This is a genomic window from Saccharothrix sp. NPDC042600, from assembly GCF_040647305.1.
Lineage (GTDB): Bacteria > Actinomycetota > Actinomycetes > Mycobacteriales > Pseudonocardiaceae > Actinosynnema > Actinosynnema mutabilis.
Window position 1 is genome coordinate 152,983 of record NZ_JBEZBW010000001.1, and the last position, 19,820, is coordinate 172,802.

The 19,820-nt window shown below is 71.9% G+C and carries 13 protein-coding genes; 5 read left to right on the forward strand and 8 right to left on the reverse strand.

Annotation, left to right across the window (positions count from 1 at the left end):
- Positions 1-22: 22 nt before the first annotated feature.
- Genes AB0A74_RS00595 through AB0A74_RS00630 form a run of 8 tightly spaced genes read right to left on the reverse strand, consistent with a single transcriptional unit; the run spans position 23 to position 7,161 of the window.
- Positions 23-1,114 (reverse strand): TfuA-like protein, encoded by a 1,092-nt coding sequence (locus AB0A74_RS00595; protein ID WP_358246749.1) that lies wholly within the window; start codon positions 1,112-1,114, stop codon positions 23-25.
- Positions 1,111-2,403: a YcaO-like family protein gene (locus tag AB0A74_RS00600; protein WP_358246750.1), complete on the reverse strand. Its 1,293-nt coding sequence runs from the start codon at positions 2,401-2,403 to the stop codon at positions 1,111-1,113. Before AB0A74_RS00600 ends, AB0A74_RS00595 begins: the two co-directional genes overlap by 4 nt.
- Before the next feature lie 13 nt (positions 2,404-2,416).
- On the reverse strand, positions 2,417-3,040 hold the full coding sequence (locus AB0A74_RS00605) for a hypothetical protein (protein ID WP_358246751.1): 624 nt from the start codon (positions 3,038-3,040) through the stop codon (positions 2,417-2,419).
- Positions 3,037-3,987 (reverse strand): hypothetical protein, encoded by a 951-nt coding sequence (locus AB0A74_RS00610; protein ID WP_358246752.1) that lies wholly within the window; start codon positions 3,985-3,987, stop codon positions 3,037-3,039. The genes AB0A74_RS00605 and AB0A74_RS00610 overlap by 4 nt, the downstream gene beginning before the upstream one ends.
- A gap of 18 nt (positions 3,988-4,005) precedes the next feature.
- Positions 4,006-4,836 carry a phytanoyl-CoA dioxygenase family protein gene (locus tag AB0A74_RS00615; protein ID WP_358246753.1) on the reverse strand — a complete coding sequence of 277 codons (831 nt, stop codon included), beginning with the start codon at positions 4,834-4,836 and terminating at the stop codon, positions 4,006-4,008.
- Between the two features lie 27 nt (positions 4,837-4,863).
- Complete coding sequence (locus tag AB0A74_RS00620; RefSeq protein ID WP_358246754.1) at positions 4,864-5,019, reverse strand: hypothetical protein; 156 nt, start codon at positions 5,017-5,019, stop codon at positions 4,864-4,866.
- 38 nt (positions 5,020-5,057) lie between these two features.
- On the reverse strand, positions 5,058-6,095 hold the full coding sequence (locus tag AB0A74_RS00625; protein ID WP_358246755.1) for a class I SAM-dependent methyltransferase: 1,038 nt from the start codon (positions 6,093-6,095) through the stop codon (positions 5,058-5,060).
- Positions 6,073-7,161 (reverse strand): streptomycin biosynthesis protein, encoded by a 1,089-nt coding sequence (locus AB0A74_RS00630; protein ID WP_358246756.1) that lies wholly within the window; start codon positions 7,159-7,161, stop codon positions 6,073-6,075. Before AB0A74_RS00630 ends, AB0A74_RS00625 begins: the two co-directional genes overlap by 23 nt.
- Before the next feature lie 3,421 nt (positions 7,162-10,582).
- On the opposite strand from AB0A74_RS00630, the gene AB0A74_RS00635 reads away from it, so the two are divergent.
- The 5 genes from AB0A74_RS00635 to AB0A74_RS00655 all read left to right on the forward strand — a co-directional run bounded on the left by AB0A74_RS00635 (position 10,583) and on the right by AB0A74_RS00655 (position 19,756).
- Positions 10,583-14,233, forward strand: coding sequence for an ALF repeat-containing protein (locus tag AB0A74_RS00635; protein ID WP_358246757.1), 3,651 nt, complete (start codon positions 10,583-10,585; stop codon positions 14,231-14,233).
- A gap of 37 nt (positions 14,234-14,270) precedes the next feature.
- Positions 14,271-14,879 (forward strand): hypothetical protein, encoded by a 609-nt coding sequence (locus AB0A74_RS00640; protein WP_358246758.1) that lies wholly within the window; start codon positions 14,271-14,273, stop codon positions 14,877-14,879.
- A gap of 193 nt (positions 14,880-15,072) precedes the next feature.
- The gene (locus AB0A74_RS00645) at positions 15,073-15,681 is read left to right on the forward strand and encodes a hypothetical protein (RefSeq protein WP_358246759.1); all 609 of its coding nucleotides are present in this window, start codon (positions 15,073-15,075) and stop codon (positions 15,679-15,681) included.
- 788 nt (positions 15,682-16,469) lie between these two features.
- Positions 16,470-19,208 (forward strand): hypothetical protein, encoded by a 2,739-nt coding sequence (locus AB0A74_RS00650; RefSeq protein ID WP_358246760.1) that lies wholly within the window; start codon positions 16,470-16,472, stop codon positions 19,206-19,208.
- Entirely contained in the window at positions 19,205-19,756 is a 552-nt protein-coding gene (locus tag AB0A74_RS00655) for a hypothetical protein (protein ID WP_358246761.1), read from the forward strand. Before AB0A74_RS00650 ends, AB0A74_RS00655 begins: the two co-directional genes overlap by 4 nt.
- Positions 19,757-19,820 lie beyond the last annotated feature (64 nt).

Here is a 19,820-nt window from a genome sequence, read left to right on the forward strand (position 1 = left end):
CGACCGTCCATTGTGGATGGCTTCATTCGCGACGGCCCGCGGGGAGCGGCGCGGTGCCGGCCTCGGCGGGCGCACCGGCGGGGTCGTAGGTCGCCAGGGCCGCGCGAACGGAATCGACCCGGCCCTCGGCCTCGAGCAGGGACAACGCCGGCCCGACCAGCGCGCCCGACAGGCGCCGCACCAGCACGCGGTGGATCGCCTCGTCGGACTCGAGCGGGTTGTCGTCGGCGTCGACCAGGCCCAGCCGGGACGCTTCTCGCCGGGCCAGCACTCGACCCAGCGCGGTATCCAGCACGTGCGGCAGGTGCTCGGCCAGGTACCGCAGCAGCATGTCCGCGGACCCGCCCAGGACCTCGCCGACCCGCCGCGCGGCGCGTTCCTCGCGCACGACGGCGAGCAGCTTCTCCCAGTAGAACGTCGGTTCGAGGTCGAACGTCAACTCGACCGGCGGCAGCCCCGCGGCCAGGTCGTCGCGCACCCGCTCCACCAGGGCCAGCGCGTCGGCGCGCTTGACGTCCGGGCGCACGCGGCGCACGTGCTCGCGCAAGCCGTCCAGCTCGTCGGCGGGCAGGCCCAGGTCGCGGCCGTCGGCGAGCAACCGCGGCCAGGAGCGGTCCGGGTAGTGGGTGTCCTTGGCCACCGCCACCAGCCGGTCGTGGGTCGTCGGGCCGATCACCCCGGCCGCCGCCGCGTCGGCCAGGCCGGCCCGCAGGTTCACCATTGCCTCCGACAGCGGCCGATAGCAGTCCTCCGCCCCGGCGTGCACGATGGCCACCTCGTCGTCGTCGGTGTACTCGCCCGATGCGAACCCCTCGAAGACCCGGCCCACCCCCTGCATCCCGAAGGCGCTCAATTCGGCCGCCCGCAACGCGCCCATGCTGGACGCGCCGTAGACGCGCACGCCTCGGCTGATCGCGAAGAGGATCTCCTTGTGCCACACGGTCGGCACCTGCTCGAAGTACCCGTCGACGATGCCGATCGCGGCCGGCGGGTCGCGGTCCAGCACGAGGTCGGTGACGTCGCCGCAGGTGACCGGCGACAGGTAGTGGGCATCAAGGACCTCCCGCGCGCGTGCGGCGGGCAGGCTCGGTCCGAGGAAGACGTAGACGTTCACCGCCCCGCCCCCGATCCGCTCGCCGCCCTGCGGCGTGCCCGGCTGCCGGGGGTGTAGCCGATGAACAGCGAGTATGGCTCCAGCCCGGGGATGATCACCTTCGCCGTGGGGATGCCGAGATCCGGTCGCGTGAGGTCCACCGCCACCACGTGGTCGATGCCGACGTCGCGCAGTCGCCCGAGCAGCTCGTCGAGGTCCTCGTTGATGGTCGGGTGGTCAACGCCGCCGGCCGGGTCGAAGCGGCGGGTGCCCGGCCGGCTGAAGAAGACCTCGCGGGTGCGGCGCAGCGTCTCCGCGTCGTTCTGGGCGCTGTACATGGTCCTGAAGTTCTCGTCCCGGCTGGCCGTGATGACGGTGACCCGGCTCTGCGCCGCCTCGGTCAACGCCCTCGACAGCGCCACCGCCGGGCTGGTGTGCGCGCCGTAGCCCCAGCACGCCCCGAACGAACGCCACGCGGCCCGGTGCTCCTGCTCCGCCACGCACACCTGGAACGTCGGGACGCGGGTGTCGCAGGTGACGTCCCAGACCACGACGTCGACACCCGCCGCGTCGAACTGCTTCAGCAGGCCCGCGCACACCGCGTCGGTGACGGTGGCCAGGTCCAGTTTCGCGGCCTCGGCCCGCTCCGGGTCGCGCAGGTCACCCCACCACGTGGTCAGCGCGTCGCGCTCGGCGAGTTCGCAGATGCCGTGGACGATCGCCTCGGGCATGCAGTTGCCCGAAGCCAACCCGTTGGAGCCCAGGCGGAACGTGGTGGCGGCGTAGTCCAGACCCACCTTGTTCAGCCGCACGGTCTCGTGCGGCACCCAGACCGGACCGCCGCGCAGCAGGTCGTAGCCCTGCACCCACAGCATCGGCACGTCGGTGCGCAGCCGCGCCCGCGCTCGGGTCTCGCGGGCCGGGCCGGTGGTGTCCAGACCGCCGCGCAACGGCAGCCGGTGCACGTCGACCACGGGCGCGCGTCGGCTCAGGCCCAGGTAGGAGTCGTGGCGCAGGGGGCCGTCGAAGACCTCGGCGTGCCAGTACTCGATCGACTCCATCATCGCCGAAACCTTGGCCGCGTCGCGGTCGACGCCCTTGCCCTGGGAGACCGACAGCGAGCGCGAGTTCGGCCGGATCGCGTTGTAGACAGGGATGCCGACCCGGTCCAGACCGGTCACGTCGGCCAACCGGGTGATGCCGATCCGCGCCATGTACCGGCCGTAGTCGGCCAGGGTATCGGCGGGAGACCGGGACCGGTGGGTGCCTTCACGGTGCTCCTTGGGGTACCTGGCCTTCAACGCTTCCACGGGCGGCCTCCGCTCATCCTTCCAACGGGAACTGGACGACCACGAAGTCGCCGGCGCACACCAGCGCGACGGCGAAGCGGCGCAGGCCCAGCGCCTTGCGCTCGGGCAGCCGCAGCGTGAGTTCGGTGGTGCCGGCGGGAACCCGGCGAGGCGGGTCGTGGGGCTCGGGGTGGCGGCCGATCGGCTGCATCCCCGCGGCCACCCAGCCGGCGGCGGGCGTCGGACACCGCAACGTGATCCGCGCCGTGCCCGGTCCCTCCAGCGCGACCTCGGGCGCCGGGACGTCCGCCGGGGTGGTGACCGCGGGACCGCACCGTTCGCACACGTAGAAGTCGCGCGCGGCGGCGGGCAGTTCGTGCGGCTCCATCCGGACGACCAGCAAGTGCCGGCCGCAGTGGTGCCGCTGGGGCACCGGACGTTCGGGGCTGTACCCCAAGCGCCCGGCGAGGTAGCCGTGCACGTCCGGGCCGCGCAGGCACAGGACGGCGGCCAGGAACCGGCCGAGCGCGCGGTCGGCGTCCCCGGTCGGGTCGTCGGCCAGTCGCGCGACCAGGGCCTCGGCAGGCCGAGCCGGGTAGTCGCCGGCGGCGACCGCGGCGCGCACCATCCACATCTGCGCGGTCCGGGCCGGGGTCACGGCCCGACCAGACTCAGGTCCGGATCGCCGACGCACAGGTACGACGGCGACTGCGGGGACAGCAGGTTGATCCGCATGGCGATCTCGCCGAGTGACGCGCCGGCGTCGAGCAGCCGCGCCACCGCCAGCCCCAGCTGCGGCGGCTGCCGGTTGATCCGGGTGGACGCGACCAGCCCGGCGGTGTGCCCGCCCGCCGACACCATCGCGTGGGCGAACTGGAACTGCGGCTCCAACAGCCCGTCGTACGGCTGGTAGGCCGAACACGACAGCATGACCACCAGCCGCGCGCGAACGGCGTTCGCACCGTGGAAGGCGACGAATTCGGTGTGGTGGTCGAGACGGCAGTCACCGCCGCCCTGGCACGGCAGGAAGCGTCCGCCGCGTCGACCGGTCGGGGGGCGCAGTGTGCCGGCCTGGACGCAGAGGACGTGCTTGCCGACGCGGAAGTCCGCGCCGTTGCCGTGGCTGTGCAGGACCGCAGCCTGCACACCGGACCGCAGCCGGTCGAGGAAGGCGTCGGAGTCCTTCCAGCCGAACGCCCAGGGGCACTGCGCCGGCGCGGCGTCTTGGAAGTCGCAGTAGAGCGCCAAGCGGGAACCGGCCGGTTCGGGTGCCCGCCACCGCGTCACAACCCGCGCGACGGTCTCGGTGGCGGCGTCCGGGTCCGCGGGCAGCGGCACGACGCCGACCGGGAGCCGCAGCGCGACGCTGTCACGCATCAGTTGGTTGGCCGTGGCGAAGTCGAACTCCTTCTCGGGCAGCATCACCAGGACCGAGCCGCGGGCGTCCGCGACGGCCGCCGCGGCGAGGGGCCGGTCGCAGCTATCGCCGATAGTGGCGAACGGACGCGACAGCCGGTCGGCGTAGTCGGCACCGGCGGCGGCCACGTCGTCCCGGGCCAGCACCAGCCCGGTGCCGGCGCGCCGGTGGTGGATGTCGTGTCCCATGCCGGCCCCGCGCCCTCGTCAGGCGGGCGGGTCGGCGAGCGCGTTCAAACCGACCGTGTCCACGCCCGACGCGAGGACGCACGCGTGACCCGGGAAATGGCCGCGCACGCGCACCGCGGGGAGGGTGTAGCGGACGGCCAGGCCCAAGCGCTCCACGCCGGAGACATTGGGGCCGGACGCGTGCAGGGCGCGGTCGGTGAACACGACGAACTGCCCGGGCCGCAACGGCATCGTCCGCACCGCGGTGGTGTCGACCTGCCCCTGGTCGACCAGCGGTGTCGCTCGGGCACCCGGGCTCGCCGGCCGGGCTGGGAGCACCTCCCGCACGCCCGGCACGAACCGCAGGCACCCGTTGTCCTCGGTGACCTCGGACAGGGCGATCCAGAAGGTGAACAGCAGCGGCGGCTCCAGGCCGTAACCCTCCCCGGCGGCGTACACACCGCCCCAGTCCTGGTGCCAGGAGAACTCCGGGCCCCCGACCGCCTTGGCGATGAAGGTGGACCGCCACAGCAACAGGTCCTCGCCGTAGAGGGCGCGCGCCACCGCGAGCAGGCGCGGGTGGGTGCACAGGCGGTGCACCACGGGCGAGTCGAGGTGGCGGCACTCGATGAACGGCACGGGGCTGCTCCCGTCACGCTGGGCGACCAGGGTGGACAGCCTGCCCCGCGCCTGCTCGACCGTGGGCGCGGGTGCCGGGCCGGGCGTGGCCAGCACCCGGTCCAGCTGTGGGCGCAGCGCGGCGGCCTCGGCCGGGCTCATGAGGGTGAGCGGACCGAGGAAACCGTCGTCGCGGTAGTGCCGCAGTCGTTCCGGGGCCAGCTCCGGAGGGGCGTCGAGGGTGGTCGACATGGTCGATCCTTTCGCGCGGCACGCGCCTCACCAAGGGGTGATGACGCCTTCGCGGATGCTGTTCTGCACTGCGGCCAGCTGTTCGAAGTACTCTTGCCGGCTCTGTTCGGCTTGGTCGGGCTCGGTCTCGTTGGCGGCCTGCTCGGGCTGCTCCGGGCCGCTCCCCTCCAGCTCTCCGGACATGGAACCTCCTATGTTATGACGGTTTTCGCGGGTTGGTGTCAGTCGTCGCGAACAGCCAGCAGACGAAGGAAGACGAACCGGCCGGACAGGTAGGAGTGTGCGGACTCGCGGCACACCCGCTCGTGGAAGAACCGGGAATACGCCCGCTTCTTCGCCCCGTCCGGCAGGCCTTCAAGCAGTTTCTCCACATAGGACGGAAGCTCCTCGAGTGCCCTGATCACGCCTTCGGTGATGTCCTCCTCGTCCAGCACGCGCAGGCCCGCGGCGGCCACCTTCGAGAGCAGCCCGTCCTTGTCCACGGCCCACCACTCGTCGGCGAACAGCAAGTGCCCGCCCGGTCGCAGCACTCGGCGGGCCTCGGCGAAGAACCGGTCCACGTGCGGGTAGCAGTGCGCGGATTCGATGTTGACCACCGCGTCGAAACCGCCGTCCGGGAACGGGAGGTCCTCCGCGTCGCCCTGCCGGAACTCGAGCCCGGCCGATCGGTGCACCCGAGCGCAGAAGGCGACGTTGTCGGATGAGTAGTCCAGCCCGACGAGGGTGCGGGGATGGTGTTGGCGGGCGATGAACGCCGCCCCTCCGCCTCGGCCGCAGCCGACTTCGAGGACGTCCTTGGCGCGCAGCCGGACCATGCCGGCGACGAGGTCGTAAAGTTGGGTCGCGTAGCGCCAGACCATCTGCTCGACCGGCGCGGCGGGGTCGACGACGGTCCGGGCGCGGTGCGCGGGCTGGTGGCCCATGTTCATGAAGACGAACCAGTCGTCGGGGTAGAGCAGCGTCATCAGGTCGTACTTGATCCGGTAGAGCGCCTTGGCGTCCGGGACGTCCAACCAGCGGCCGCGCAGCTCGCCCGCAGGCGCCGGCGCGCCGGCCGCGGCGACCACGCGCTCGGCGGCGGAGCGGCAGTCGGCCGGGTCCGGACGGGGGGATGGGGTGACGTTGCGGGCCACGTAGTCGGCGACGTGCGGCCAGCGGTCCTCCTCTCCTTCCGGGAACCACGTCAGCGAGTCCAGTAGGTGCAGGCCCTGCTCCAGGTCCAACGGCGCGAACAGGTCACGAGCAGCGGTGCTGTCCATCGGGTCCGTCCTCGTGTCGTCTGGGAGCGGGTGGGGTCCACGACCGGCGGTGGTCCTCGTCCAGCCGGGCGGCGATGGCGGCCCACATCCCGGCGTAGCTGCGCGCCAGCATGGCCACGATGTCGGCGCAGTGGCCCGGCACGGTTTGGAGGATCCGCTCGCGGTCGGCCATGCCCGCCTGGTTGATGCGCAGCCACCGCAACAGGAACCGCCCGGAGTCGCTGAGCCGGATCGAAGGGTCCCTCATCAGCGCCGTCAGCGCCGTGGTGATGTCGGCGGGGCCGGTGGGGCGCGGCTCCGGCGCCCACGAGCCGGCGGGCGGCGGGTCGGCGTCCGCGCCGCGGCGGCGCTGCCGCCCGGGCAACGGGTCCAGACCCGCGGCCAGCCGCCGGCGCACGTCGTGCGCGGTCGACGGCGCGATCCCGACCTCCCGGGCGATCTCGCGCAGGGAGGCGTGGGGTCGCTTGATGATGAACTCCTGAGCGCGCAGCCGCCCCGCGGTGCTGTCGACGGGACGCGACCGACCGTCCAGGCCGACTCGGGTGTCCGACTGCGCGTGGAATCCGGTCGAACGCTTTCGCACGGCGGCGACGGTGGTCGCGGCAAGCCCTGTCATGCCGGCGACAAGGCGGTTGGACCACTCGGGGTGCGACGCCATGATCCGGTCGGCCGCAGCCCTGCGGTCGGCTCGCGGCAGTGGCAGGCCGTGCGCGGTGTTCAGCTTCACCGCCAGCACGAAGGCGTCCTGCTCAGTCCCCTCGTAGATATGCGCGGTGATGGTCGACTGGTCGTTGAGCAGCGCTGCCCGCACCCGGTGCAGACCGTCGATCACCCGGCCGGTCGGTCCGTGCACCACGATCGGCGGCGTCCGGTCGCCGACGTCGGCGAGCGCGCGCACGTGGTCCGGGTCTTCACCGCCCGCGCGCGGCGAGCCGTCGAGCTTCAACCAGCCGATCGGCACCGATTGGGTCGCACACGCCCGGAGTTGCTCGGCGGCCCAACCGTCCGAGTCGACCGCGTCCGCCCGGGCGGGCGTGGAGCGACGGTGCGAAGACTCGGGAAGCATGCGATCTCCTGCGGTTCTTGCGGCACTCGCACGGGTCGACGCCGTCACCGGCGGGAAGGAGGACACGTCGAGCGACCTTCCTCCCGGAGGACTCCGATCCGACATCGGATGGCCGACCGAACGAGACAACGGCTGGGTGGGCCTTTCCAGTGGAGGCCTGCGGTAAACCTCAATTCCCGAGGAACGGTCGATCGCCGCGAAAGTCGATTCGAGCCATTGCCGTTCCACCTGCGGTTGATCGAGCAGGGGACACGTTGCGGGTGCAGCCCTCGTCGTCCGCGCCATCATCGCCTCCGCGAGCACGGGAACCGGTCAGGTGGAGCACCTGTCCACCGACCACCACCCATGGTCCGGGCATCTTCGCCAAATCCCAACCCGGCAGCCGCGAAACCCACTAAAGAGTGACCACGAGGACTCCTTCCAGCGCAACTGGGACCTTCGGATGAATGCCGACCGATAAGTCGATCTCCGCATTATTCGGAGTTTCCCGTCGCCGGTGTAGCCAATGCCGTCGGTGATCATTGGCAGAGCCATTTTCGTCAAGGTCGAGGCATGCTCGTGCGAGGTCGCCGCCGGAGGCGCGGGCCACCGCCGGTGAGCGGAGCGGTCAGGCGCGGTCGCGACGCCAGAACCCCGACGGCAGGTGAGGGGGAACCGGTCGAGCGCGTCCACGCCCGTGCCGGTCCACGGCCAAGCTGCACACGCACAGCGCGCAATGGCCCGGGACCACCGCGAGCATCCCCGGGGCACTACGCCGGCAGGATCGCGAGGACGATCGGGGTCGCACGGATCGGGCGGGCGCCACCCGCCAGGGCCTGGTGTGGCCGCTGGCACTACTGATCGCCGCCGGGCTGCTCACCGACGAACCGGACCTTCCCCCGGAGCCCTGGCCGACCAAGTCACCGACACCACCACAGCCGGGTTCATCCACGGCGCGAGGACCGACTCGCCACCGTGTTCGCCACCTCCCACGCCAGGCTGCATTGCTGCAATCCGGACGCCGCGCCGCTGCGCCTGCGCACCTTGGCCTCTGGTTGTACATCTTCGCCGGCACAGCGGCGGCCCTGGCCGACACCACGTCCGACCGGGCACAGCTCCTGTTGCGGGTCCCGCGCCGGACCCGCTTCCCACCTTCACCGTGGCCGACCGGTGGCGGGTGCACGACCTGGTCGGACGCCGACGACGACGTGGGGGTGCCGTCGGCGTTGGTGACGGTTGCCCGAGGCGAGGTAGGTGGGTGCGGTCGGTGGCCGAGTCGGTTCCGATTTGGGCGGCGACGGTCGCGGCGCTGATGGTGACGGGCGCGTTATTGGGGGCGTTGGACAGCTTCACCCGGGCCTGGTCGCCGGTGGCGGTCGGGTGCAGGGTCTTGTTGCCGAAACCGTGTCCACCCGGCCGGACGACCGCCACGTCGGCAGGTGCCGCCCACGTGCCGATCCGGCCCGCGTCGACCGGGAGGCCGATACCTCTATGCGCACCGCGCTGGTGCTCGACGCGCTGGAGATGGCGTTGTGGGCTTGCGGGCACACAGGTCACCCGATCAAGGCCGGGTTGTTGTTGCCCAAGGTCCAGGGGACGGTGGGGCTTCGGGTGGTGGCGGGAGCGCCGGTAGGTCGGGGAAAGTCGGTGTGGTGATCGGCAGCCAGGTCGACCTGGTGGGTTGCTTGGTTCTCGAGGGCTCGGGTGGCAGGAGGTCGTCGAGCCTTCCGAGCCGAAGAAGTATGATCACGATGCCGAGGGTCGCCTGGAACAGGCCCTGCACGAGGTACTTGCGGCACCGGCGGAACGGGGTGTCTTCGTTGTCAGGGCCGAACCCGAGTTTGTTGTGACGGTCGTCCACTGCGTTGTGGTCGGGCATCATCTTGTTCCCCGTTGGATCGTATGCAGGCGGCCGGTTCGGGCGGAATTGTGTCGTGAGGGCGTCGAGCTGTCACCCCGTGACCGGGGCATCGTCGTCGGCTGTCGCCGTCACCTGAGGGTTCATCGGATCGCCCCGAGGATGTCGAGCGTTCGGAGGCGGAGGAAGTCCGGGCTCGGGGCGTCGGTTGTGCAGTCGCCGTACGGGCGGCCGTCGCGTCGGTGGCCGTGGAGGGGCGTCGCAGAGTCGGCCGTTGAGGTAGGCGCGCTCGATCAGGTCGTCGGACACCTGGGTGCTCGTGCGTCGGTCGATGTCGTGGTGATCTCGGCCGTTGCAGGTGTCGGTGATGACGAAATCATCACTGGCGATCGCCTCGCGGCTGCCGCGGTGCTCTGGCACCGGGCCCGCGATCGCGCGGGAGGTGGTGGCCTCGCGGCCCGAAGCGGTTGCCGGTGAGCCGCGAGGCTCGTCAGGACCACCACAGCAGCGGTGACCACCGTCCGACTCCTTGCCGATCCCGCCAACCTCGACCGCCGATCAACGCCGCTTCCCTCGATCATCACACCAGAGATTCGGAGCAGTCCACTTGGGACACCACTAGCCGTCCACACATGACAACGGATCGAGCCACGACGTGGTATCGGCTATCTGACGAGCTACCGCGTCGCGGGCGTGACATGGGTCTCGGCGGGTCGGATCGTGTGACACCACCAACCGACATCCCTCTGGTGCGGCAGTTTCGCGCACGGCATACGGCTGCTCCACTGTGGACACGGCAGGTGGGGTGGAAGTCATCCGTCGATCGACCCGGGAAAACGAACACCGGACATGACACCGGTCACCGCATCGATGTGGGCCGCCGGTTAGTTCGCGTCACTGGTCGCCACCCGAGTCGTCGGAGAGTCGCCTTCCAGGTCGGGGCTACGACGCGGCGCGCTCGTGACGGCAGCGTCGTCGGGCAACGTATCCCGGCGAGCGCAATCCATCCGGCTGATCCGGTGATCGGGCAGCTCGACACCGACTGTCCGACATAGACGCTGATCGCCGTCGTTGTCGTGACGCGGCCTCGACGCGGTGGCGTTGTAAGTGTGACGTCGGCCCCGTTTTGGTTCTTCTACGCCACCTGGCTGATGACTTGCAGGTCTCGTCCGGCGACCTTAGAGCGGTTCCACCCGGATGGTCGTGTCAGGTGACGTCCGGTGTCGGCGTGGTGTCCGGTCGTGGTCTGGTCGAGTGATCGAGCGTGTGCGGGTGCGGAGGACATCTTGCGGCGGCGGGACATCTGGTTGGTGTCCGGTGACGGGCGGATCGTGTTGGCGGCCTGTGGTAGGCCGGGTTTGGCCAAGGTTCGCCGGTCGGGGCGTTGAAGGACACCGATCCCGATCGTGGGCACACGCCGGAATTCCCACCCTGGCGTGGATCCGGTCGTTCTGAGTTCGTCTTTGTCGTTCGTTCGCCCGCGGCACCGTCCCGAGGCGTCGCAGGTGTGAAAGGTCGTGTTCGGTGACGAGTCGAGGTCGCGCCGGTAGGAGCGTGCGGGGCCGCTGGCGTGGGTTGCTCGCCGTGGTGGTGGCGCTGGCGTTGGCGGCAGGGATCGCGGGCCCGGCCGCCGGCCGAGCAGAACAGCTGGGGCCGGTGTCGGATCGGGCGCGGGTGTTGGCGCTGGTGGCCTCTGGCGGCGTGGTGGTGTCCGCGGAAGCGGAGCAGGCGCTGTTGGGTTCGGACGAGCAGGTTCGGGAGTTCCTGTCCGAAGGGCTGGTGGCGGCGCAGGAGGCCGACGACCGGATCGCGGTGCAGCGGCTGCTCTCGGACGGCGGACCGACCACGCAGGACGCGGCGAACGCGGCGCTGGACGGGTCCATAGAGGACGTGCGGAGGTTTCTGGCCACGGGGTGGGAACAACCGTGGCGTGACGACCTGCGTATCCGCGTGCAACGGCTGCTGTCGGCGGCGACCGGGCCGACCGTGCGCGACGAGGCGAACGCGGCGTTGGACGGCGACGACCAAGCCCGGCTGGACTTCCTGTCCACCGGCTGGCAGCAGGCCCGCGACGACGACGACCGCATCGCCGTCCAGTTGATCCTCAACACCGGCGGGCCCGCCGTCCAACGCGCCGCCAACCAGGCGTTGGACGGCCCCATCGAGGACGTGCGGGAGTTCTTGGCCACCGGCCATGCCATCGCCCTGCAACGCGACCACGAGATCACCGCGGTTTCGCAATTGGCCCTCCTCGCTCAGACCGTGTCGGCACGGTCGGCGCTGCTGAGCGAGATCGCCAAGGACGAGGCAGTGCGTGCGGTCGGGGCCGCCGCCGCGGCGAAGCAAGCGTCCGAAGCGGCTGCCCGTGAGGCTGAGGCGGCGAAGAGCTCCGCTGCTCAGGCCTCGGCGGCGGCAGCTCGTGCGGCCGACGCTGCTGCTCGTGCGGCCGACGCCGCCCAGGTTGCGATCACTGCGATCGCTTCGGCGATGGCGGCTGCCCGTGAGGCCGCGAACGCCGCCGCGCAGGCGGCGTGGGCCGCGGCGAAAGCCGGCGACGCCGCGGCCGCGGCGCAGGGGGCTGCGGCCGCGGTAGCCCTGGGCAAGGCCACGGTCGAGCAGGCTACGGGTGCCGCGGCGACAGCGGCCGAGGCGGCAAAGGCGGCACAGGACGCGGCGACGGCCGTGCGTCACGCCGCGGAGGTCGCTCGTCAGGTGGCGGTGGCGGCGCAGGCGCTGGCCTCGGTCAACGCCGATGCCGCTGCCGCTGCTCGGGCGGCGGAGGACGCCGACGGGTACGCCACCGCGGCAGGCGCTGCCGCCGGTCGGGCTAAAACCGCCGCAGCCCGGGCCCAGCGCAACGCCGCCGAAGCCGGTCGTGCCGCCCGGGCGGCGGCCGACCTGGCGAACGAGGCGGCCGATCACGCGGCGACCGCTGAGCAAGCGGCAACCGACGCCGCCGTCCATGCTTCCAAGGCCGCCAAGGCCGTCGAAGAGGCGGTTGCCCACGCTGGTGAGGCGAACGCGGCGGCCGACCGGGCGCAGGCCGCGGCCGCCGGGGCACGGGACGCAGCCGCACAGGCCCAAGCGGCGTCCGACCAGGCTCAGAAGACGTTCGACCTCGCACGCCGGGCCGACGCCGAGCAGTTGGCCGCCCGGGAAAGCCAGGCCGTCCGGGACGCGCAGGACGCACTGGACGCCGAGACCGAGCGTACGGGCGCCGCAGAACACCGCTGGCGCGCGGGGCAGGCCTACCGACCCGACCCCGAAACGCAGGCACTGCTCGGCCGGGCGCGTGCGACGGGGACCCCGGCCGACGCCGCGGTCACCGCGGGGAGGCAGGCCGCCCTGCGTTTGTGGCGCACCGGCGGTCCGAACCTGATCACGGCGGCCCGGCGGGCGCTGTCGGGAGACGCAGCCGACGTGATCGCCTTCGTTGAGGCCGGTGTCGCGGCCGCCATCGAGCAGGACGATCGTGCCGGCCTGCGGATCGTCGCCGGCGCGTCGCTGCGACCGGCGGCACGCGAGGCCGCCAGGGCAGCGCTGAACGGCACCCACGACCAAGTCAAAGAGTTCCTCGCGACCCGCGCCTACGAAGGCAAGGACGACGACGACCGCCTCACCGTCCAACTGATCCTCAACACCGGCGGCCCCGCCACCAAGGACGCCGCCAACGCCGCCTTGGACGGCAGCATCGACGACGTCCGCGATTTCCTCGCCGTCGGCCGCGACATCGCCGCCCAGGACGACGACCGCATCGCCACCCAACTGATCCTCAACACCGGCGGCCCCGAGGTGAAGGCGGCCGCGAACGCCGCCCTGTCCGGTCCTTGGGCAGGCGTCCGAGCATTCCTCGAACAAGGCCGCTACAAGGCCGCCAAACGGGACTTCGAAGCCGCCTACCACGAGAACATCGTCCACGGCTACCTCGCCGCCGCCGCCTCGTCCGCCGCCACGGCCTGGAAGAACGCCGCAACCGCTTCCCAGGCCGCCGCCATCGCCCGCAACGCCGCCGACGAGGCGAACCGGTGGGCATCGCAGGCCATCACCTGGGCCGAACAAGCCCGCGAGCACGCCGCGCAGGCAGAGTCGTCCGCCGAGCAGGCCTCACGATCGGCGGGCGAGGCGGCCACCGCCGCCCAGACCGCCCGCGAGGCGGCGGCCACCACCCAACACCACGCCGACGCCGCGTCCGCCTCCGCGGGCCAAGCCTTCGCGTCGGCGAGCCATGCCGCGTGGTCCGCCGGCCAGGCCCGCGCCGCCGCGGAACAGGCCCACGCCGACGCCGAAGCCGCCGGCAAGTCCTACGCCGCCGCCCTGCAAGCCCAACTCGACGCCGGCAACGCCGTCGCGCTCAAGCAGGACCAGGAGGCGACAAGGCAGGCGGCGGCGAACACTCGCAACTCGGTCAACGCGCTGCGCGACGCCCTCGACGAGGCGCTGAAGCAGAACGGCCTGCCCGACGACGTGCGCCAAGACTTGGAACGCTACCGCGACCAGGTCGACCAACTGCTCACCCTGCTCAACCAGATGGCCGCGGGCTCGCTGGAATACGTCCAGGAGCATGCCGGCGAACTCATGGCACTGCTGGCGGACGTGCTCCAGATCGGCGGCGGGCTCGCAGTGGCCGGGGCCGGCGTCCTCACCATCGCCGGCGGACTCGAACTGTGCGCCGCCACCGTAGGCGGCGGCGCACTCGTCGGGGCCGCAGCGGGCTCCGCCGCCGCCGGGGTCGGAGCCGCACCCGGAGCCGTCGTCGGCTCCATCGGCGGGCTGGCGGCCTGCATCTTCGGCGGAGGCGCGTCCGTCATCGCCGGCAGCAAAGCAGTCCTCGACGGACTCGCCATGGCCATGGACGGCCTCGACAAGGCCGCCGACGACCTCAAGAACGGCAACCTCGGCAACGCCACCGGCGTGGCACGCGAAATCCGCGTCGCCGAACTGACCGGCGGCCGCGTAGCCGGGCGCCCCGGCAAGAACGACTACGAGATCATCCGCCCGAACGTCGGAAAGACCGACGTCGACGTCCTCGGCCCCCACGGCGAGTACATCGCCGTCGGCGGCCCCGCGAAAGCAAAGGACCTCGGTACGTTCATCAAGAAGACGGGGATTCTAAAATGGTGCGCGGACCAGAAGGGCGTGGCGGCCAAGGTGTATCTCGCGGAAGGCAGCCCTCAGCAACTCATCGACGCGGCGGCCAAGATCGTCGGTCGTGAAAATGTGGTCGTCTTCAAGTGAGAGAATGGTTCGAGCGAGAGGAATCTGGTGAAGGCTCATGGCTGACGGGTTCGTTCATCTCTACCAGACAGAGTGGTCGGTGGTGCGGGCGGCGTTGCGGATCAGTTCGCTCGCGGTGGCCGGGGTCATGCTGGCCAATCCGAACACGAAGAAGATCCACAGCCTGGAGTGGGACGACCAACGTGACACGTTGGTGCCGATCGACGAAGACGTCCTCATGCGATGGCTCGCCTTGGCCGACCGCGACGAGGTGAGCTTCAACTTCTGGTTCGACGCCAACACCGACCTCTGCTACCGAGTGCGACGTGTCACGTCAGAGGTGGTGGTGGAGGAGTTCAGCCTCGACGGGTTCGGTGGGCCGCGCTATGAGTTGGGGCAGGACAAGGTGATCCGACTGGTGATCGACGAGATGCACCGTACGGGTCCGGCGGTGGTGGGTCTGGTCGCCGACCGGTGGGGCACCTCGCTGGAGATGGACATCGATGACGCGGTGATCACCGGTATGACACCGGTCACGATCTACCCGGAACTGCTGATCCTGCGTCCCGAGGTCGCCGACCGCCACCCCGAACTGCGCGACTGGGGTCCCCGCCCTTACGGCGAGTTCACCGCCTTCGACCCCACCCGCATCCTCGACCGGTGGTGACTCCCGAGTGTCGCCGGACGCCGGTACCTCACCGTTCAGTGCTGCGCTGACCGACACGGGATAGTCGCCAAAGTGCGCGTAAAGGAAGGAACCCCCAGATGCGGCGGCCCACATCCTAGGCCGCGAAGACCTCCAACTTTTCAAATGAGGGGCCTGTTCGAACCGAAGGAGGACTCGAGACCGGTGACGATCGATGGCTGACGGGTTCGTGCATCTCTATCAAACTGGGTGGTCGCCGGTGCGGGCGGCGTTGCGGATCAGTTCGCTCGCGGTGGCCGGGGTCATGCTGGCCAATCCGAACACGAAGAAGATCCACAGCCTGGAGTGGGACGACGAGCGCGACGCGCTGGTGCCGATCGACGAAGACGTCCTCATGCGATGGCTCGCCTTGGCCGACCGCGACGAGGTGAGCTTCAAGTTCTGGTTCGACGCCAACACCGATCTCGTATACCAGGTCTGGAGGGTGACGCCCGAGGTGGTGGTGGAGGTGTTCAGTCTCGACGGGTTCGGTGGGCCGCGCTATGAGTTGGGGCAGGACAAGGTGATCCGACTGGTGATCGACGAGATGCACCGTACGGGTCCGGCGGTGGTGGGTCTGGTCGCCGACCGGTGGGGCACCTCGCTGGAGATGGACATCGATGACGCGGTGATCACCGGGATGACACCGGTCACGATCTATCCGGAACTGCTGATCCTGCGCCCCGAGGTCGCCGACCGCCACCCCGAACTGCGCGACTGGGGTCCCCGCCCTTACGGCGAGTTCACCGCCTTCGACCCCACCCGCATCCTCGACCGGTGGTGATTGCCGAACCACCACACAAGCGACCGCCGGGCGTGTTACGTCACCATCTCCGATGCAACCTCACCGCTCGGCGTCAGCCGCCTCGATCAAGGCCTCGCCAGCCGCGTCGCGGCCGCGCACTCGGGGCGAACTGCGGGCCGATCGGCGGAGGAAGGCCCAGCTCGACGGGCCCTTCGACCCACGCGCGCTCGCCCGGTCAGCGTGTGTTCCGTCGTGGCGTTGACCGCGGACAGGCAGCAGACCCGATGCCGCTTCGAAGTGACTTGCCCTGAAGGGCGGTGCGGACTGCCCTCGTGGGCGTGCGTGCGCCGGTGGACGGGCTGTGGTGGGCGAGTAATGCTCGGCAACGGCCTTCCCGCCTTGACGTGCCGAGGTGAGCGATGCGCAGCCAGGAGGATCCGGCGCACCGGCAGTCCGACGCGCCCACCCGTGCTCGACGGCGGGAGACCGACGCGGTGGCCGGTCCGGGCGTGGTGAACCGGTGGCAGCGCCTGGTGGGCAACCGCCGGGTGACCGCCGCGCTCCAACGCAAGTCCGCTTCCGCCGAAGCGGGGGTCGAGGAGAGCGCGTCGCCCGAGCGACCTCCACCGCCCCAGCGCCCGCCGTCGCCTGAGCGTCCGCCGGCACCCGCGCGTCCACCGGCGCCGCAGCGCCCCGGCCCTCCCGCGCCCGCCGCCCGGCCCGCCGATCTCCCGCCCGGCGCGGGGCGACCGGCCCAGCAACCCATACCTGGCCCCGAGATCGAGCCCGCCCCGCCGCCGCAGCGCCTGACACCCCAACCGGGAGCGGTGAGCGCGGAGGAAGGTGCCGCGCGACTGGCCGAGGCTGTCGCGCAGACCCGCGCCGAACTGGACGCCGTCGCCCCGCCCCCGGTCGCCGCGCCCGACAGCCCCGGCGCGCGGCTGGTCGTGGCGGCGGTGACCGGTGCGGCGCAGGCGGGTCGGGCCGCATTGGTCGCGGCGGCCGGGGAGGCGGTCCAGGCGGTGAGCGGCACGGTGGGGGAGCAGTCGGCGTTGGTGGAGCAGGCGCGGGCCGAGCAGGTGGCCGGTGTCGCCGCCGACGCCGCGCAGACCAGGTCGCGGGTCGGGGCCGCGGTCGGTGAGCAGACCGCGGCCGTCGCCGGGGCGAGCGCCGCCGAACGGGACCGGGTCACCGCGTGGCGCGCGGCCGGCGCGGCCCGTGCGCAGGAAGAGGTCGCTGCCCGTGCGGGCCGTGTGCGGGACATGGGCGTGGAGCGCGAGCAGCAGGCCGTGGCCGCTGGGGAGACCGCCGCCGGGCAGGCCGCGGGCGACCTCACCGGCGCGGCGGCGCAGTCGCGCGACCACACCGCCGGCGGTGGCGGCGACGCCGCGGCCGAAGGCAGGGCCGAGGTCACCGCCCGGGTCGGCGGCGACACCGCACGGCAACTCGACGAGTCCGCCGCCGAAGCCCGCACCGGGCTCCGCACGCACGCGGCGGAAGCGGGCGCGGAGGTGCGTCACCAGGCCGATCGGACCGCCGCGTCCCTCCAGGCGGAGGCGGGCGTGCTCACCGCCGGGCTCGCCGACACGGCCACGGCCGCGACCAGCGGGATCGGGCAGGCGGCGGCCACCACGGCCGACCAGCTCCGCAGGCATGGCGCGGAGGCCGGCACGCACGTCGCCGCCGCCGAGGCCGACACCACCCGGGCCTTGGACGCACGGGCCGACGAGCAGCGGGGTCAAGTCGCGGCGGCCGGCGCGGCGGCGGTGACCGGGTTGCGCCGGCAGGCCGTGCGCGCAGCCGAACAAAGCGCCCGCGCTGAAGCACAAGCCGTCGAACGCGTGTCCGCCGCACACCTGGACGAACAGACCGGCGCGGAAATCGCCGCCGAGGCCGGGGCGCGGCTCACCGAGTCCCACGAGACCGCGGCGACCGGCGCGCGGGCGGCCGGCGACGGCGTCACCGCGGAGTTGGGGCGGACGGGGGAGCAGGGCGCGGCGGAGTTGGCGGGCGCGGCGTCGGAGGTGCGCGGCCGGTTCGCCGGGGCGGCCGACCGCTTCGGCGCCGAGGCGGCCCGGGTCGGCGCCACCGCGACCGGCGCGATGGCAGGCGCCGCGCGGGCGGCGACGGCGGCGGGCGACGAGGCGATCGCCGCCACCGGGCGCGGCCTGGACGGCGTGGTCGCGGCGGCGGACTCCGGGTTCGGCGAGGCGGCGGGCGCGGTGGACCGGTCGTTGGCCGACCGCACCACCGAGACCGGCGACCGGGCGCGCGAGGCCGTCGCCGGCAGCCGGGACCGCATCGCCGAAGGGCACAACCGGGTGGAGGCGCGGGTGGCCGCGCACGTCCCGGTGCAGCGCAGCGTCTTGTCGGCGGTCGGGGACTGGTTCGCCGAGCAGTTGGCCGACCTGTGGAACATGATGAAGAGCCCGTCGTTCTGGGTCGGGCTGGTCGTCGCGCTCGTGCTGTTCCCGTTCATGGGGCCCGGTTCCCTGGTCATCGCGGGCTTCCTGGCCGGGCTCACCTCCGGCATCGAGGACAACATCCGCAACGGGCGGCCGTGGTGGGACCCGGACGCGCTCATCCGGCACGCGTTCATCGGCACGCTGGCCGGCGCGGCGATGGCATTCGGCATCGGCGTGATCATCGGCCTGGGCCTGGAAGGCCTCGCGGCGCTCGGCGCGACGATGGCCCTGTCCGCCGTGATCGGCATCGTCACCAACGTCGCCACGGGCGAGCGCTGGGACCGGGGTCTGCTGGCCAACCTGTTCCTCGCTTGGCTGTTCCACCGGATCTTCGCCGGCCGCGCGCGTCCGCCGGGGGAGGAGACACCGCCGCCCGGCGGGCGCTCCGGCGACCTCGCGCCCAACCTCTACAGCGGGATCGACCCCGCCCGGCCGCCGACGGGTTGGCGGTTCGTGGACACCGTCACCCGGCGGGGCAACAACGTCACGGTGGAGACGGAGGTCGTCGCGCCGGACGGCTCCACCGGCACGATGGGGCGTTCGGTGAACACGTCCAACAGGACCTTCTCGATGGACTACGCGTTCCTGGACCGGATCCCCAAGCCGCTGCGCATGGTGGCCACCGAACCGGAGATGCTGCCCGGCCGTGGCACGCCCTTGGAGGCGTACATGACGATGCGGCAGATGCGCATCCTGGAACAGCAGGCGGGCGTGTCGTTCAGCGGCCCCCGCACCGTTCACATGAGCACGATCATCAACGCGCGGACGGTCATGGAACTGGCCGCGCTGGAAGCCGGCAGGACGCCGCGCAACCAGGCCATCCTGTCCACGCACTCGGTGCAGTACGCGCGGAACTCGATCATCCAGAGCGGCGGGCGGATCAGCCACGCCGAAGTGGTCGGCGGCCGGATGGTGCGCGCGTCGGAGGTGCACAACGGCGAACCCGCCCGCTACGGTGTCGATCCGAACGCCGAGGTGCTGTACGGCTTCGACATCGACATCCACGTCGTGCCCGCCGACGCGCCGGTGACCCCGTCCGGGCAGGGCGGTCCCGTGCCGGTGCCGGTCGGGCCGGGTTCGGACCAGGGGGATGAGCCGTGACCGGACTGCGGCGGGTCGTGGTGGTGCCCGGCGACGCGACCGTGACCGACGTGTCGGACGCGGGCGCGGTCCCCGTTTCGATTCGCGCGGCCCGTCGTTTCGACGACCTGGCCGCGGTGCTGGGAGCGCGGTTGGGCGTGCCCGCCGAGGTGTGCGACGACTGGTCCGGCCTCGAACCGACTCCCGGCATTGTGGTCGTGTGCCGCCCGGACGGCCTATGGCGCTTGGAGAATTCGGACGCACTGGCACAGGTGGTGGTCGTGGACATGCCCCGGGGCGAGGTGCTGGCCCGCACCGAGGAGTTGGGCTTGGCCGCGTCCGTGCAATCCCCGGACTACCAGGCCTGGTTGTCCGGTCGAGGCCCGGCGGCGTTCCACGGCCGCGCCGCTCTGGCCGCTCCGCTGGGTGCCACCACGTCCGACGACCCGCTCGAACGCGGCGCCCGCTACGCCCGCCTGACCTTCCCGCACGCCGATCTGCCCACCGCGCTGGCCGACTACCTGGCCGCGTTGACGGCGAGCGGATTCGGTCGGCGTCCGGTGGGCTAAAGATTTCGACGATATTTTTAGCAATCGACGGTGCGACCGCCGTCGCACTTCCGTGAATCCCGTA

Bases quoted from the DNA above. Each gene is read 5' to 3' on its own strand.
- AB0A74_RS00645 (WP_358246759.1), top strand. From the start codon at position 15,073: ATGGCTGACGGGTTCGTGCATCTCTATCAAACTGGGTGGTCGCCGGTG.
- AB0A74_RS00625 (WP_358246755.1), bottom strand. From the start codon at position 6,095: ATGGACAGCACCGCTGCTCGTGACCTGTTCGCGCCGTTGGACCTGGAG.
- AB0A74_RS00620 (WP_358246754.1), bottom strand. From the start codon at position 5,019: ATGTCCGGAGAGCTGGAGGGGAGCGGCCCGGAGCAGCCCGAGCAGGCC.
- AB0A74_RS00640 (WP_358246758.1), top strand. From the start codon at position 14,271: ATGGCTGACGGGTTCGTTCATCTCTACCAGACAGAGTGGTCGGTGGTG.
- AB0A74_RS00630 (WP_358246756.1), bottom strand. From the start codon at position 7,161: ATGCTTCCCGAGTCTTCGCACCGTCGCTCCACGCCCGCCCGGGCGGAC.
- AB0A74_RS00615 (WP_358246753.1), bottom strand. From the start codon at position 4,836: ATGTCGACCACCCTCGACGCCCCTCCGGAGCTGGCCCCGGAACGACTG.
- AB0A74_RS00610 (WP_358246752.1), bottom strand. From the start codon at position 3,987: ATGGGACACGACATCCACCACCGGCGCGCCGGCACCGGGCTGGTGCTG.